General features: G+C 62.4%; 20 protein-coding genes. 15 read left to right on the top strand and 5 right to left on the bottom strand.

Annotated elements, in window-relative coordinates:
• The first annotated feature begins 23 nt into the window (after positions 1-23).
• Together AC0ZT5_RS26590 and AC0ZT5_RS26585 are read left to right on the top strand one after the other, a co-directional pair.
• Positions 24-1097: a branched-chain amino acid ABC transporter substrate-binding protein gene (locus tag AC0ZT5_RS26590; RefSeq protein WP_488498853.1), complete on the top strand. Its 1074-nt coding sequence runs from the start codon at positions 24-26 to the stop codon at positions 1095-1097.
• Positions 1097-2122 carry a P1 family peptidase gene (locus AC0ZT5_RS26585; protein ID WP_488498852.1) on the top strand — a complete coding sequence of 342 codons (1026 nt, stop codon included), beginning with the start codon at positions 1097-1099 and terminating at the stop codon, positions 2120-2122. The genes AC0ZT5_RS26590 and AC0ZT5_RS26585 overlap by 1 nt, the downstream gene beginning before the upstream one ends.
• A 9-nt stretch (positions 2123-2131) precedes the next feature.
• Here the strand turns inward: AC0ZT5_RS26585 and AC0ZT5_RS26580 are convergent, their stop codons facing one another.
• Positions 2132-2386, bottom strand: a complete 255-nt coding sequence (locus AC0ZT5_RS26580) for a DUF2171 domain-containing protein (protein ID WP_184870741.1) — start codon at positions 2384-2386, stop codon at positions 2132-2134.
• 236 nt (positions 2387-2622) lie between these two features.
• Between AC0ZT5_RS26580 and AC0ZT5_RS26575 the strand changes: the two genes are divergently transcribed.
• From AC0ZT5_RS26575 to purB, 3 genes are read left to right on the top strand one after another with little or no spacing between them, the layout of a single operon-like run.
• On the top strand, positions 2623-3348 hold the full coding sequence (locus AC0ZT5_RS26575) for a DUF2259 domain-containing protein (RefSeq protein ID WP_488498851.1): 726 nt from the start codon (positions 2623-2625) through the stop codon (positions 3346-3348).
• A gap of 35 nt (positions 3349-3383) precedes the next feature.
• On the top strand, positions 3384-3869 hold the full coding sequence (locus AC0ZT5_RS26570; protein ID WP_488498850.1) for a hypothetical protein: 486 nt from the start codon (positions 3384-3386) through the stop codon (positions 3867-3869).
• A 60-nt stretch (positions 3870-3929) separates the two neighbouring features.
• On the top strand, positions 3930-5237 hold the full coding sequence (gene purB / locus AC0ZT5_RS26565) for an adenylosuccinate lyase (protein ID WP_488498849.1): 1308 nt from the start codon (positions 3930-3932) through the stop codon (positions 5235-5237).
• Between the two features lie 58 nt (positions 5238-5295).
• Here the strand turns inward: purB and AC0ZT5_RS26560 are convergent, their stop codons facing one another.
• Entirely contained in the window at positions 5296-6108 is an 813-nt protein-coding gene (locus AC0ZT5_RS26560; protein ID WP_488498848.1) for a VOC family protein, read from the bottom strand.
• A gap of 239 nt (positions 6109-6347) precedes the next feature.
• Between AC0ZT5_RS26560 and AC0ZT5_RS26555 the strand changes: the two genes are divergently transcribed.
• Complete coding sequence (locus AC0ZT5_RS26555; RefSeq protein ID WP_488498933.1) at positions 6348-6902, top strand: RBBP9/YdeN family alpha/beta hydrolase; 555 nt, start codon at positions 6348-6350, stop codon at positions 6900-6902.
• A 6-nt stretch (positions 6903-6908) separates the two neighbouring features.
• Here the strand turns inward: AC0ZT5_RS26555 and AC0ZT5_RS26550 are convergent, their stop codons facing one another.
• Positions 6909-7682 (bottom strand): HpcH/HpaI aldolase family protein, encoded by a 774-nt coding sequence (locus AC0ZT5_RS26550; RefSeq protein ID WP_488498847.1) that lies wholly within the window; start codon positions 7680-7682, stop codon positions 6909-6911.
• Positions 7683-7789: 107 nt separating this feature from the next.
• Entirely contained in the window at positions 7790-8110 is a 321-nt protein-coding gene (locus AC0ZT5_RS26545; RefSeq protein WP_488498846.1) for a DUF1476 domain-containing protein, read from the bottom strand.
• Between the two features lie 275 nt (positions 8111-8385).
• Here AC0ZT5_RS26545 and purC point away from each other — a divergent pair, with 275 nt between their 5' ends.
• From purC to AC0ZT5_RS26505, 8 genes are all read left to right on the top strand, one after another.
• A complete protein-coding gene (gene purC, locus AC0ZT5_RS26540) occupies positions 8386-9180 on the top strand; it encodes a phosphoribosylaminoimidazolesuccinocarboxamide synthase (RefSeq protein ID WP_477287813.1) in 795 nt (264 codons plus the stop codon).
• A gap of 43 nt (positions 9181-9223) precedes the next feature.
• Positions 9224-9466, top strand: coding sequence for a phosphoribosylformylglycinamidine synthase subunit PurS (gene purS / locus AC0ZT5_RS26535; protein ID WP_023759521.1), 243 nt, complete (start codon positions 9224-9226; stop codon positions 9464-9466).
• An 18-nt stretch (positions 9467-9484) separates the two neighbouring features.
• The gene (locus AC0ZT5_RS26530; protein ID WP_095085485.1) at positions 9485-9739 is read left to right on the top strand and encodes a hypothetical protein; all 255 of its coding nucleotides are present in this window, start codon (positions 9485-9487) and stop codon (positions 9737-9739) included.
• Between the two features lie 39 nt (positions 9740-9778).
• Complete coding sequence (locus AC0ZT5_RS26525; RefSeq protein ID WP_488498845.1) at positions 9779-10330, top strand: RNA 2'-phosphotransferase; 552 nt, start codon at positions 9779-9781, stop codon at positions 10328-10330.
• Positions 10327-10995: a phosphoribosylformylglycinamidine synthase subunit PurQ gene (gene purQ / locus AC0ZT5_RS26520; RefSeq protein WP_488498844.1), complete on the top strand. Its 669-nt coding sequence runs from the start codon at positions 10327-10329 to the stop codon at positions 10993-10995. Before AC0ZT5_RS26525 ends, purQ begins: the two co-directional genes overlap by 4 nt.
• Before the next feature lie 82 nt (positions 10996-11077).
• Positions 11078-11743: a glutathione S-transferase family protein gene (locus tag AC0ZT5_RS26515; RefSeq protein ID WP_488498843.1), complete on the top strand. Its 666-nt coding sequence runs from the start codon at positions 11078-11080 to the stop codon at positions 11741-11743.
• Positions 11740-12147: a hypothetical protein gene (locus AC0ZT5_RS26510; protein WP_488498842.1), complete on the top strand. Its 408-nt coding sequence runs from the start codon at positions 11740-11742 to the stop codon at positions 12145-12147. The genes AC0ZT5_RS26515 and AC0ZT5_RS26510 overlap by 4 nt, the downstream gene beginning before the upstream one ends.
• A 4-nt stretch (positions 12148-12151) precedes the next feature.
• Positions 12152-12793 carry a Pr6Pr family membrane protein gene (locus AC0ZT5_RS26505; protein WP_488498841.1) on the top strand — a complete coding sequence of 214 codons (642 nt, stop codon included), beginning with the start codon at positions 12152-12154 and terminating at the stop codon, positions 12791-12793.
• 36 nt (positions 12794-12829) lie between these two features.
• On the opposite strand, the gene AC0ZT5_RS26500 is transcribed toward AC0ZT5_RS26505, so the two are convergent.
• A complete protein-coding gene (locus tag AC0ZT5_RS26500) occupies positions 12830-13081 on the bottom strand; it encodes a DUF1127 domain-containing protein (protein ID WP_488498840.1) in 252 nt (83 codons plus the stop codon).
• Positions 13082-13174: 93 nt separating this feature from the next.
• Between AC0ZT5_RS26500 and AC0ZT5_RS26495 the strand changes: the two genes are divergently transcribed.
• Positions 13175-14593 (top strand): aminotransferase-like domain-containing protein, encoded by a 1419-nt coding sequence (locus tag AC0ZT5_RS26495; protein ID WP_488498839.1) that lies wholly within the window; start codon positions 13175-13177, stop codon positions 14591-14593.
• The last annotated feature ends 99 nt before the right edge of the window (positions 14594-14692 follow it).

Here is a 14692-nt window from a genome sequence, read left to right as displayed (position 1 = left end):
GTTGGGAGGAATTCATCACCAGAATGCGCCCCAGGGTAACGATATCTGCCGCACTGGCCTGGCTGTTCATGGCCAGCGTTGCCAGCGCGCAGACGCTGCTGGTGGGCGTGGCTGCGCCCTTGTCCGGACCATCTGCCATCCTCGGCAAGCAGATCGACGCCGGCACCAGTCTCGCAGCCGAAGCGAACGGCATCGAACTCAAAACCATCGATGACGCCTGCACTGCCGATGGCGGTGCTGCCGCGGCCAGGGAATTCGTGGCGGCCAAGGTCACTGTGGTGGTCGGCTTTCTCTGCACCGACGCGATCGAGGCGGCGATGCCGATCTTGAAAGACGCCAACATTCCGGTCATCACCGTTGGCGTGCGAACCGAAAGCCTGACCGACCGGCGCGCCAAGACCGGCTGGCCAGTCTATCGTCTCGGGCCACGCGGCGACGACGAGCGCAATGCGGTCGCCGCCAGCCTCACCCGCCTGTGGCAGGACGAACTGTTCGCCATCATCGATGACGGCACCATCTATGGCCGCGAAATGGCCGAGACGTTTCGGGCAGCGGCCGAACAGGCCGCGCTGAAGCCGGTTTTCGTCGATACGTTCCGGCCGCAGCTCGACAACCAGATCGGCCTGGTCGGCCGGCTGAAGAAGGCCGGCGCGACGCATGTCTTTGCGGGCGGCGACGGCGACGATGTCGCCATCATGGGCCGTGACGCGGCGCAACTCTCTGCCGGTATCGTGTTCGCCGGGGGCGAAAATCTGCGCACGCCGCCCGGCGATGTGCCCTATGCGACGGGCACGCTGATGATCGCACCGCCTGAATGGGCCGATATCGCCGATCCAAAAGTGCTGGAAAGCTTCTCCGCACGGAGGATCGTGCCGGACGGCTACACACTGCCGGCCTACGCAGCGGTCGAGATCGCCAAGGCAGCATCAGGCCTGTCTGAAACTTCGGGCAAGCCGCTGGCCGACGCGCTGAACGGCCACGATTTCACCACCGCGATCGGGCCGGTCCGCTTCGACGCGAAAGGCGACCTCAGCCAAAGCCCGTACCGCGTCTTCCGCTTCGACGGCACGCGTTTTGCGCCCTTGGAAAGCAACTGATGTTTCGCACCGGCCCGCGCAATCTAATCACCGATGTTGCCGGCCTGCGGGTCGGCAACGCTTCCGACGCCAGGCTGAAGTCCGGTGTCACGACCATCCTTTGCGACGAGCCGGCGGTAGCCGGCGTCCAGATCCTGGGCGGTGCGCCGGGCACCCGCGAGACAGATCTGCTCGAGCCGCACAATTCGGTCGAGGCGGTCCACGCGGTGGTGCTTTCAGGCGGTTCGGCTTTCGGTCTCGATGCGGCATCCGGCGTGCAGGCGGCGCTGCGCGAGCGCGGCATCGGGCTCGAAGTCGGTGGCTTTCGCGTGCCGATCGTGCCGGCGGCGATCCTGTTCGATCTGCGCAATGGCGGCGACAAGGGTTGGGGCCGTTATCCACCCTACCGCGACCTCGGCTATGAAGCAGCGCAAGCCGCCACTCCCGATTTCCCGCTCGGCACGATCGGAGCCGGCACCGGTGCGCTCACCTCGGGTTTGAAGGGCGGCCTCGGCTCGGCCTCGACGCTGCTCGACAATAGCATCACCATCGGCGCGCTGGCGGCCGTCAACCCGACCGGCTCGGTGACCATCAGCCGAACCCGCCATTTCTGGGCAGCACCCTTCGAAATCGGCGACGAATTCGGCGGACTTGGCTACCCCTCGCCGATGCCGGACGACGCGAAACGGATCCTGTTGAAATACCGCGACAAGCATGTCGGCAGGCAGATGGAGACCGGTGGCAACACCACCATCGCCGTCGTTGCCACGGACGCGGTTCTCACCAAGGCCGCCGCAAAACGACTGGCGATAGCAGCGCATGACGGGTTCGTGCGCGCCATCTGGCCGACGCACACGCCGGCCGACGGCGACCTGGTGTTTGCGCTGGCGACGGGTACCAGTGGTGTCGAGCTTACGGCCGATGCGGCGATCGACCTCTATGCCGCGGCCGGCGCCACGATGGCGCGCGCCATCAGTCGTGGCGTGTTTGCCGCGACGCCTGCCGATGACGACCTGTTTCCGGTCTGGTCGTCGCGCTTGGGCTGAAGCAGCCGATCAGACGGGATCGGACTTTTCTTCCTCGAAGGTCACCGCGACATCGGAATTCGCCGACAGCCACACCTTCTTGCCGTCGACCTCGGCAACCAGAGCCAGGGAAATGTAGTGGTGGTGGCCCTTGTGAGCACCCTCGCCGCTGTCGGCCTTGGTCAGCTTGATCCGCTTCCCGTCAACCTTGTCGACGGTGCCGACATGCACGCCATCGGCGCCGATGACTTCCATATGCTCACGAATTTTGCTCGTGTCGGTCATGGTGGTTCTCCATTGGATTGCCGACAATAACAAATGACCGGCCGATTGGATGCATCGGCTCTCGGACTGCACGACGTTTTGATTCTGTCGTGCTAATGCATGTCGCTCAGAAGTGGCCCCGGTTCTGAGAGAACGACATGCATAGAAACAAAAACCTAAAGCGCGTCGCTTGAATCCGTTCAAACGCGACGCGCTTTAGGGGATTCAAACGATCACGGCTGCCGGAGTGAAAACCGATGCGACTGCTCTTCCTGTTTGTCGTTGCCCTGCTTGCACAATTTGCAACGTCCATCGCCGCCCATGCCGGCGATGTTGCCGAGCTTGAAATCCTCGGCTTCACCAAGGACGGCGGCGTCTTCGCCTTCGAGGAATATGGCGTCCAGGACGGCTCGGGATTCCCGTATGCCAACCGTTATTATATCGACACGAACGACGACAGCTTTCTCAAAGGAACGCCGATCAGGGTCCGGATCGACGATGAGAATGCCACGCTCGAAGCGGCCCGCCTCGAGGCCCGGCAGAAAGGCGAAGCGATCGTCAAACAGGCTGAGTTGGCGGCGAACAGGGGCGTCACCGCGGGCTTCAACCCGGTGACCGAGCTTTCGGCCGATCCGCACCGGATGGCGGTCAACCCACGGCCGATTTTTTCGCCGGTCGACCAGCCGCTTGAATTCCGACTCGACGAGGTCGGCATGAACAACACCGAAGGCTGCGAGAGCCAGGGCGAGATCAACGGCTTCCGGTTGCTGCGCATCGAGGCGCAGGATGGCGGCACGACCAAGCTGTTGCACGAGGACAAGTCGATCCCCAAGAGCCGGGGGTGTCCGAACGGGTACCGGATCGGCGCGGTGCAGACGTTTTCAATGGATAGTCTCAGCGGTTACGCGGTGCTGATCAGCGTGCGCCAATACGGCTTCGAGGGGCCGAACTTTCGCTGGATCGCAGTGACCGGCCGCCTGTGACATCGCTTGTTCAACCCGCTGGGCGCAATCGTGCCATGAGCCGCCTTCGCCGCGCCATACCGGCGCCGCGTACAGCGCTTTTCGGCGCCTTGTTGTGGGCGGTGGCGATGGGCGCCAGCGCGCTCGTCACCCTGCTTTTGGATGACTGGGAGACGCCTGAAAAAATCGTCACCGTGGCGCTGCTCTATGCCTGCGGCGGAGCACTTGCCTTTCCGCTTGGCCTGTTCGCGGCGCGGCTGGTCTCGCTCGGCAGGCGCTGGGAGGTTGCGTTCGCGGCGGCGTTCGTGTGCCTGCTCGGCGCGACCATCGGCCTGACGGGCGGGCTGTACGCCTTGCAATACCGCTCCTACTATGCCGAGTGGCACGCACCGGCTTTCACCCGCAACTGGGCCATCCAGTTCGTCTTCACGATCTTGATTGCGCTTTACCAGTTCGCAGTGCTGGGCATCCGGCACTATTTTCCACTCGGTTTCGCCGCCTTGTTTGCCGCGAGCGTCTGGTTTGCGCGGCAGCGACGTTGAGCATTTTGCCCACCTCTGTTAGGACGCGGGCAAAACTCCTCGACAAGTCAGGACTGACCGATGATCCCTCGTTATTCCCGGCCGGAAATGGTCGCCATCTGGTCGCCCGAAACCCGGTTCCGCATCTGGTTCGAGATCGAAGCTTATGCGTGCGATGCGCTGGCAGAACTCGGTGTCATCCCCAGGGAAGCGGCAAAAACCATCTGGGAAAAGGGCAGTGCTGCAAAATTCAACGTGGAAGCGATCGACGAGATCGAGCGCGTCACCAAGCATGACGTTATCGCCTTCCTCACTCATCTTGCTGAATTCGTCGGACCCGACGCCCGCTTCATCCACCAGGGCATGACCTCATCGGACGTTCTCGACACCTGCTTTGCCGTGCAGCTTACCCGGGCCAGCGACATCCTGCTCGCCGACATCGATGGCCTGCTTGCCGCACTCAAGCGCCGTGCCTTCGAGCACAAGGACACCGTCACCATCGGCCGCAGCCATGGCATTCATGCCGAGCCGACAACCTTCGGCATCAAGCTGGCGCAGGCCTATGCCGAGTTCTCGCGCTGCCGCGAGCGGCTGGTGCACGCGCGGGAAGACATCGCCACCTGCGCCATTTCGGGCGCGGTCGGCACCTTTGCCAACATTGAGCCCTATGTAGAGGAACATGTGGCGGCAAAGCTCGGGCTGAAGCCGGAACCGGTGTCGACGCAAGTGATTCCGCGCGACCGCCACGCCATGTTTTTCGCCACGCTCGGCGTCATCGCCTCATCGATCGAGCGGCTGTCGATCGAGATCCGGCACCTGCAGCGCACCGAAGTGCTGGAGGCGGAAGAGTATTTCTCGCCGGGTCAAAAGGGCTCGTCGGCGATGCCGCACAAGCGCAATCCGGTGCTGACCGAAAACCTCACCGGCCTGGCCCGCATGGTGCGGTCCATGGCGCTGCCGGCGATGGAGAACGTGGCGCTCTGGCATGAGCGCGATATTTCGCACTCGTCGGTCGAGCGCATGATCGGCCCGGACGCCACGGTGACGCTGGATTTCGCCCTGTCACGGTTGACAAGCGTCGTCGACAAGCTGCTCGTCTACCCCGACAACATGCTGAAGAACATGAACAAGTTCCGCGGCCTCGTGCATTCGCAGCGCGTCATGCTGGCGCTGACGCAGGCCGGCCTGTCACGGGAAGATTCTTACCGACTGGTTCAGCGCAACGCCATGAAGGTGTGGGAGCAAGGCGCTGATTTTCTTGAAGAACTATTGGCCGACAAGGAAGTGACCGCCGCCTTGCCCGAAGCCGAAATCCGCGAGAAATTCGACCTCGGCTACCATACCAAGCATGTCGACACGATCTTCAAGCGGGTGTTCGGGGAAGCCTGAGGCGAGCTTTCCTTCTGCCCGTCGCTATACGGGGAGAAAGACGCTCTCCAAATGGCAATCAGGCCTTGCCGGGAACGGTGTTGATCACAGTCCCCCACGGGTCTTCGCGGGCTACCGGGCTGGTTACATTGTCCGAACGCATTTCGACCCAGGCCAGACCCGACCGGCTCGGATCGCGGCGGCCGGCGCCGGGACTGCGCCAGGCATTGGCGCCGATGTGGTGGTGATAGCCGCCCGACGACAGGAACACCGCCTGGCGGCCATATTTCGCCACCGTGTCGAAGCCGAATTCCTGGTTCCACCAGGCTTCGGCGTCTTCCGGCCTGCCGACACGCAGGTGGACATGGCCGACAATGCTGTTTTCCGGCGCGCCCTGCCAACCGGCGTCACCCGCCGGCACCTCGGCAACGATAGACGGAATGTTCAGCCGCTCGGTCGTCATGGCAATCTTGTCGCCATTCCACTTCCAGTCGTGCGGACGGCGGTCGGCGTAGATCTCGATGCCGTTGCCTTCGGGATCGGTCAGGTAGAGCGCTTCGCTGACCAGATGGTCGGAGGCCCCCTCGATGGCGATCTTGTCGGCGATGGCATGGTTGATCCAGCGGCCGAGATCGGCGCGGCTGGGCAACAGGAAAGCGGTGTGGAACAGGCCCGCACTTTGCGGATCATCCGGCTTTGCCGCCGCATCCGCCTCGATGACCAGCAACGGACGGTTGCCGGCCCCGAGCGTGATCGCGCCATCGGAGCGGCTCAGTTCCTGCAGGCCGACGACGCTGCGATAATAGGCGGCAAGACTTTCGGCGTCGCGCGCCTTCAGCCCGACGCGGGCAACGCTGACGGGTGTCGTGGCGGCAAAAGGCAATTCGCTCATCAAATTCTCCGTTCGGCCGGCCTGCGGTGAAACCTCCAAGACAAAGAGCCCCGCGCCGCCAATCATTGTACGCCGCGCATGGGACCCCGCACACGGCTGTTTCTCTCTCCTGACGACAAATCGTCCATCGGCATCGTTCACACAAGACTTGAAGAAGCGAACATCGTGTTCACTATTTGTGATCAAGAGCGCGATTCATGGCCGTTGCACGAAGCGACGCCGCTCGCTATTTCAGCGCCATGAAGGTCAAGGAAGCAGATATTCTCATCGTGCCGGGCTACACCAATTCCAGCCCGGACCATTGGCAGAGCCGCTGGCAGTCGAAGCTGTCGACGGCGCGCCGCGTCGAGCAGGCGGAGTGGTCCAAACCGGTGCGCGAGGACTGGACGGCGAGCGTGGCCAAGGCGGTCAACGAGGCCGAGCGGCCGGTCGTCATCGTCGCGCATTCCCTGGGTGTGGCCGCGGCAGTGCAGGCCATGCCGCAGTTCCAGAAGCCGGTCGCCGGCGCCTTCTTCGTGGCGCCGCCCGACGTCGCCAACCCCGGGATCAAACCCCGGCACCTGATGACCTTCGGTCCCTATCCGCGCGAGCCGCTGCCCTTTCCTTCGATCGTGATCGCCAGCCGCAACGATCCGTTCTGCGCCTTCGATGTCGCCGAGGACATTGCCGGCGCCTGGGGCTCGCTGTTCATCGACGCCGGCGAGACCGGTCACCTCAACGCGGATTCCGGCTTTGGTCCGTGGCCCGAGGGCTCGATGACCTTCGCCAAGTTCCTGACGGATCTGAAACCCTGAACTTGCTCAGGCGCCGATCGAATCCCTGACACTCTTCAACAGGGTTTTTGCGCCGAGCCCGATCAGCGCGTGCTCCGAGCCCATGGCCAGCAGCCGATAGCCCATTGAGACGACGCGACCGGCAATTGCCGGGTCGACAACATAGATCGCCGCATGTTTTCCCGCCTTGCGGGTGCGCTCGGCGACCGACGCCACCGTTTCCATCATGCTTTCCAGCGTCGAATTGATGGTCGCGCCGTTGCTCCAGGCGATCGAGAAATCCGACGGGCCGAGGAAGATGCCGTCGATGCCCGGCGTGTCTAGGATGCCGTCGAGCGCATCGAGGGCAGCACGCGTCTCGACCATGGCGAAGGCCATGATGCGCTGATTGGTGTCGCGCAGCCATTCAGCCTGGTCGCCCTTGCCATGGCGCGGAAAGGCATAGGTCGGGCCCCACGACCGCTCGCCGAGCGGCGGGTATTTCATGGCGGCGGCGAACAGTTTTGCATCGGCCACCGAGTTCACCATCGGCGCAATGACTGCCTCGGCGCCGAAGTCGAGCGCGCGGCTTGCCATGTCGAAGCGGCCGACTGGAATCCGCACTAGCGCCGGCTTGTTTGCGGCGAGCACCGGGACCAGACCGCGCAGCACGCTGTCCTCATGATGGCCGCCATGCTGCATGTCGAGGGTGACGGCATCGAAGCCCTGCTTGGCGACGATCTCGACAGTCAGGGCATCCGGCACGCCGGACCATGCGGTGAACAGCGTTTCGTCGGCTGCAAGGCGGGACTTAAGGGACATCTACTCTTTCCTTGTTAAGGATCGCAGTTTCAGCCGGAAACCGCTGCAAGGCAAAGAAAAACCGCCCGGATAGGTCGGGCGGTCGATTGGTCCAGCGCGTGGTCGGATCAGGTGTTCTTGATCTGCTCGATGGCCTGCGCCATCAGCTCGTCCATGGTGCGGCGGATCTGGTGGTCAGACTGGTCGACACCGGCGTCGTCGAAATCCTTGCGGATCTTGCGGAACACGTCGTGATCGCCGGCTTCCTCGATGTCGGCGACGACCACTTGCTTGGCATAGGCGTCGGCATCGGCGCCCGACTTTCCAAGCTTTTCGGCGGCCCACAGGCCGAGCGCCCTGTTGCGGCGCGCCGAGGCCTTGAACCGAAGTTCCTCGTCGAATACGAACTTGCGTTCAAAGCCCTCTTCGCGATCCTTCATGCTGCTCATGGCATCCCTCCGATGGAAATCGATTCGCTGGTGATGACGTATATGTGTTGGGGAAGCACAAACCAAAAGGTCGCGAGCCGGTCAATACGCTTCGTTGCATGCTGCGCTGCGGCATTTCAGTCCCGAAAGCGGTTGATTGGAAGGATTTGCCGATTGAGCAAATGATGTGATTGGGATAGACCCGGCATTGAACCCTACCGTAGCCGCACTATTTCAGGCAGACGGACAGGAAATGGTCGATTGCCGCCTGTCCGGAACCCCAGAGAAAAAATCAGATGAAAAATCGCCGCCGCATTTATGAAGGCAAGGCCAAGATCCTCTATGAGGGACCCGAGCCGGGTACGCTCATCCAGTTCTTCAAGGACGACGCAACCGCGTTCAACAAGAAGAAACATGAAGTCGTCGACGGCAAGGGCGTGCTCAACAACCGTATTTCCGAGCACATTTTCAACCATCTCAACCGTATGGGCATCCCGACCCACTTCATCCGCCGGCTCAACATGCGCGAGCAGTTGATCAAGGAAGTCGAGATCATTCCGCTCGAAGTGGTGGTGCGCAATGTCGCCGCCGGTTCGCTGTCCAAGCGCCTCGGCATCGAGGAAGGCACGGTTTTGCCGCGCTCGATCATCGAATTCTATTACAAGGCCGACGCGCTTGACGATCCAATGGTGTCGGAAGAGCACATCACGGCGTTCGGCTGGGCGAGCCCGCAGGAAATCGACGACGTCATGGCGCTCGCCATTCGCGTCAACGACTTCCTCTCCGGCCTGTTCATGGGCGTCGGCATCCAGCTCGTCGATTTCAAGATCGAATGCGGCCGCTTGTTCGAAGGCGACATGATGCGCATCGTCGTCGCCGACGAGATTTCGCCGGATTCCTGCCGTCTGTGGGACGTGGCGACGCACGACAAGCTCGACAAGGACCGTTTCCGCCGTGATATGGGCGGCCTCGTCGAAGCCTACCAGGAAGTTGCCCGCCGCCTCGGCATCATGAACGAGAACGAGCCGCCGCGCCCCTCTGGCCCTGTGCTTGTCGCCTCGACCGAAGGCGTCAAAGGCAAGCCGCACTGATAGCGGCTTGCGTCCCGATTTTGAGAACAGGAGCATGTCCAGCGTGATCAAGGCCCGCATTACCGTCACCCTCAAGAACGGCGTGCTCGACCCGCAAGGCAAGGCAATCGAACACGCGCTGTCCGGACTGGGTTTCGGCGGCGTTGGCGCGGTGCGGCAGGGCAAGGTGTTCGACGTCGAGCTGGCCGAGAGCGACAAGGCAAAGGCCGAGGCCGATCTCAAAGCCATGTGCGACAAGCTGCTGGCGAATACGGTGATCGAGAATTATAGTGTGGCCATTACCTGAGGTTGTGTCGGAGGCACTATGTCAGAAGTCACGAATGAGTTGATGTTCGAGCTTCTGAAGCGCGTGCATCACGAAATCGGTGAGCTTCGTCAGGATGTTTCCGAGACGAAACGGGAGTTGAATGTGATGCGGGGCCACATGGTGGCAACGCAAAGCGATATCCACAATGTCTACGGCATTCTAGCCCGACAAGACGAGCGTCTTGAACGCATCGACAGACGTCTCGACCTGCGCGAACTTGCCGAAGCACAAAAGCCTTATGAGCCGACGTGACACCAGTTCGGCATTTGGGGCTGAAACCGCCTTGCCGCCATGCCGAACGACACACAGATTTCAAAATTCATGAGCCTGGTCCTGCGGCACGCGCCGCAGGAAGCGGGATTGTCGCTCGACGAAAACGGCTGGGCCGACTTTGGCGCGCTCTGCGCGGTCATCCAGTCAAAGTTCGGCGCATCGGTCGCCGATGTTGCACGCATCGTCGAAGAGAACCCGAAAAAACGGTTTGCCACCGACGGCAATCGCATCCGCGCCGTGCAGGGCCACAGTGTCGATGTCGATCTCGGTCTGTCGCCATCCGTGCCACCCGATATCCTCTACCACGGCACCAAGGAAGAGTTTCTCCCCAGCATTCTCGGAGAGGGCCTCACCAGCCAGTCACGCCAGCATGTTCACTTGTCAAAGGACGTCGAAACGGCTCTGATCGTCGCACGGCGTCGTAATGGAAAAAGTGTTATCCTGCAGGTCGACTCGGCAACCATGACGAAGGACGGGGCGTCATTCTTTCTCTCCGACAACGGCGTCTGGTTGACCAACCACGTTTCACCCCGGTATCTGGTTCAGATGCTCGAACGGGAATTGCCATGAAATCCGCCGTCGTCCTTCTGCCTGGCCTCAACCGCGACCGCGACATGATCGCGGCGCTGACCAAGATTTCCGGAAAGCCGCCGATCACCGTCTGGCAGACCGATACCGAAATCCCGGATGTCGACCTGATCGCCATTCCCGGCGGTTTTTCCTTCGGCGATTATCTGCGCTGCGGCGCGATTGCCGCGCGCATGCCGGTGATGCGGGCGGTTGCCGAACAGGCGGCCAAGGGCGTGATGGTCATCGGCGTCTGCAACGGCTTCCAGATCCTGGTTGAGGCCGGGCTACTGCCGGGGGCGCTGATGCGCAACACCTCGCTCAAATTCGTCTGCCGGCAGGTGAAGCTGCAGATCACTAACGCCAACACCATGTTCACCCGCCGCTACCAGCCGGGCCAGATCATCCGCACGCCGGTGGCGCATCATGACGGCAACTATTTCGCCGACGCCGACACACTTGCCCGCCTCGAGGGCGAAGGCCAGGTGGTGTTCCGCTATGCCGAAGGCACCAACCCCAACGGCTCGATCAACGACATTGCCGGCATCATCAACGAACGCGGCAATGTGCTCGGCTTGATGCCGCACCCGGAAAACCTGATCGAAGCAGCCCATGGCGGCAGCGACGGCCGGGCGCTGTTCGAGGGCGCGCTTGGCATTGCTGCCTGATATCATCAAGGCGAACAGCCTGAAAAACAGCCGGACATTCCAGCCATTGGGCAAGTCCGCTTCATGAGGGAGAGAGACGGTCATGAAACTCTATTCGCGGCCGTTGTCGCCCTACTCGTCGATCGTGCGGGCGCTGGCCTACATCAAGGATGTACCGCTCAAGATCATCGCCCCACCGCCCGGTTTTCCGATCCCGGAAGAGTTTCGCGCCATCTCACCGCTCAACCGGATTCCGGTGCTGATCACCGGCTCGGGTGAAACGATCGTCGAATCGGTGGTCATCGCCGAATATCTCGAGGAACGCTTTCCGGAGCCGGCGCTGCTGCCGCCCGATTCCAAGGATCGCGCGCTGGTGCGCATGTTCGCCCGCATCACCGATCTCGACGTGCTGACCCCGACGATGAAGCTTTTCGAGCTTCATTTCGTGCCCAAGCGAAACAATGCCGAGATCGACGCCCAGTTCGCTCGCCTGCACCACGGGCTGGCGGCGATCGAGGAACGCATGGCGCAAGGCCCCTTCGCGCTCGGCAACGACATCAGCTTCGCCGATGCCTGGCTGACGCCGACGCGGTTCATCTTCAACCAGTTTCGGGCCATGACAGGGCACCACGACCTGCTCGACGCCTACCCCAAATTCGATGCCTACGAACAGATCGCCTCTCAGCATCCGGCATTGTCGCGGGTGTGGGGCGAAATGAACGACGGGTTGAAGATCTTCCTGTCCGAACTTGAGATGGGTGCCGCTTGAGCAGGAGCAAGACGATCGCGCTGGTCGCCGCAGCGGGCTTCGCGCTGGCGTCCTGCCAGTCGAGCCCGAAAAGCGCGCCCGTCCCCTCGGGCAAAAGTGCCTCGTTGCTGGCCATGGAACAGGTGGCGATATCGGCCCACAAATGCTGGATCGCCAGCAAGGACCCGGCCTTCAAGCAGTACCAGATGGCCAACGAGCTGAATTCGTACAGCGGCACGCCGCGCTTCCTGCTGGTGCCGGCCAAGCATTATGGCGGCAAACCACTGCTGGTCGTGCAGGCACAAGGCAATTCGAGCCGCGTCGACGCGTTTGGACCGCTGATCGACGGCCCGCTCGGTGCGCGCATCGGCTCCGATATTGCCCGCTGGCAGGCGGGCAATCCCTCCTGCGCGGCGGCTGCATAGGGCAATGGGCCGGTTCCTGCAGATCGCGGGTCTGGTCATCGGTCTGGCCGGACTTGTCCTGCAGTTCTGCATCAGCATTCCGGCGTCGATGGAAGCAGGCCGCAGCCTGCTCGGCTCCATCGTCTTCCTTTTCAGCTTCTTCACCATTCTGACCAATATCGGCGCGGTGCTCGTCCACACCTCGCTGCTGTCGTCCACCGGCTACGCGTGGCTGCCTGCCTTCGCGGGATTCCGGATACGCGCGGGCATCGCCGTTTCGATCACTCTGGTGTTCATCGTCTATGCGACGGTTCTGGCGCAGCTCTGGCACCCACAGGGTCTGTTCCTGCTCTGCGACGTCCTGCTGCACTATGTGACGCCGGTGCTGTTCGTGCTGTGGTGGCTGGTCGCAGGCGCCGACGGCAGGACGCGGTGGAGCGACATTTCCTGGTGGATGCTCTATCCCGTGGCCTATCTGATCTATGCGCTGGCGCGGGCGCCGTTTGCCGGCGAGGTGCCCTACCCTTTCCTCGACGTCGCCAAGAACGGCGCAGCCAGCGTCGCCATCTCGGCGGCGGCCATCACCGGGCTTTTTCTGGTGCTGTGCGTGATCGCAATCCTTGTCGACCACGGCGTTGCACGCATCAGAACATCCAGCGTCCGCTAGTTGTGCGGACTCCGGTCCCGCGTCTTGGGATCATGGTCAGTCCCAGAACGGTCTGATGGCCTCGCGGTGAGCGTCGCAGCGCGACACACCGATATCCTTGAGCTGATCATCGGTCATCTCAAGCAATACCAGCCGGCTGCGCCGGCGTTCCAGCAGATGGTCGATCCATTTCGCCACCGACCGGACCACATGCACCAGACGGCCGGCAAAGCCGCGCCGGTCCGATGGGCGTGTCGATTGACCCGATAACTCGGCTCTCGAATGGCTGATTGTCGCGATTGTATTCATTTTCTTTCTACCAGAATTCCCAATTGCACCCTTTTTCGTGCGTGATTGATATGTATTGACTCATAATTCGGTGCAATATAGAAAATTGTCACCATGACAAATTGGCTTCCAGATCTCACCGCCGGCTCCGGGCCGCTATATCAACGGCTTGCGGATTCCATCGAAACGGACATCGACCGGGGCGTGATCGACGCCGGGGCAAAGCTGCCGCCGCAACGCGACCTCGCCTACGACATCGGCACCACCGTCGGCACCGTCGGCCGGGCCTATCAATTGCTGCGCGAGCGCGGGCTGGTGAGCGGCGAAGTCGGGCGTGGAACCTATGTGCTCGGCCAGCGCGCCGATGATGCGAGGCCGAACTCGCTGGCCTCAGACGTCAGCGGCGAAGGCACGCGCTATATCGATGCGCCGCGCGGCAAGCTGCGTTTCGACAGCACGGCCGCGCCCGACATCGGCCAGGGCGCCATAGTCGCCGATGTCCTATCGCGCGCGGCGCAGGATTATCCGCATGAGATTTCAAGCTACACGAGGGATTTTCCAGACCGCTGGTACGAAGCCGGCGCCCGCTGGCTGTCGCGCAATTCGTTTCGCCCGAACGCCGACGCCATCGTTCCAACGCTGGGCACCCATGCCGCTGTGATGGCGGCGATCGCAGCGCTGACAACGCCCGGCGATTATGTCGCCTTCGAGCACCTCACCTACTCGCAGATTTCCCGCAGCGCCGGTCTGATCGGCCGGCGCACCGCGCTGGTGGCGTCGGATGACCAGGGCATCGACCCGGCCGATTTCGAGCGCGTCTGCGCGCAGAAGCATCCCAGGATGATCTTCCTGATGCCAACGGCGCAGAATCCCACGCTGGTGACCTTGTCGGCGGCGCGCCGCGAGGCGATCGCTCGTGTCGCGCGCGAATACAATGTCGTTCTCATCGAGGACGATCTCTACGGCAACCTGACCGATGATCCGACACCGCTGCTGGCCGAATATGCGCCCGAACGCACCATTGTCGCTGGCGGCCTGTCGAAATCGGTCGCGGCGGGTGTGCGCGGCGGCTGGCTGTCCTGCCCGCCCGCCTATCGCCATCGCATCCGCGTCGCCCATAAGATGATGACCGGCGGCATGCCCTTCCTGCTGGCGGAGGTGAATACAAGGCTGGTGCTGTCCGGCCAGGCGGACGAGATACGCAAACGCAGTATCGCCGAAATCAGCGCCCGGATTGCCATCGTGCGCGAGACGCTGGCCGGCTTCGCGTTCAAGTCACACGAAAAGGTGCCCTTTGTCTGGCTGACCCTGCCCGACCCCTGGCTTTCCGGCACCTTCAAGAATGCCTGTCTCGAACATGGGGTTCTGATCGACGACGAGGACGAGTTCAAGGCCGGCCGCTCCGAGCAGGTTTTCCACGGCGTCCGCTTCGGCGTTTCACAGCCAAGACAACGCAAGGACATCGCCGAAGGCGTCGCGGTGATCCGGCGGCTTCTGGATGAGGGCCGCGCCGGCTACGACAGTTTTTCCTGAGCCCGAAGCAGCTCGCTCCTGAAGGGATCGCTGGCTACCCGGGATTGCCCGGTGGCTTTGTCCGGTTTTCCTGCGTTTTTCGTCGATCCATGGGGTGTA

The organism is Mesorhizobium sp. CNPSo 4670, from assembly GCF_057784235.1.
Note: the sequence above shows the minus strand (reverse complement) of the source record. Positions and strands in the feature narration are given on the sequence as shown.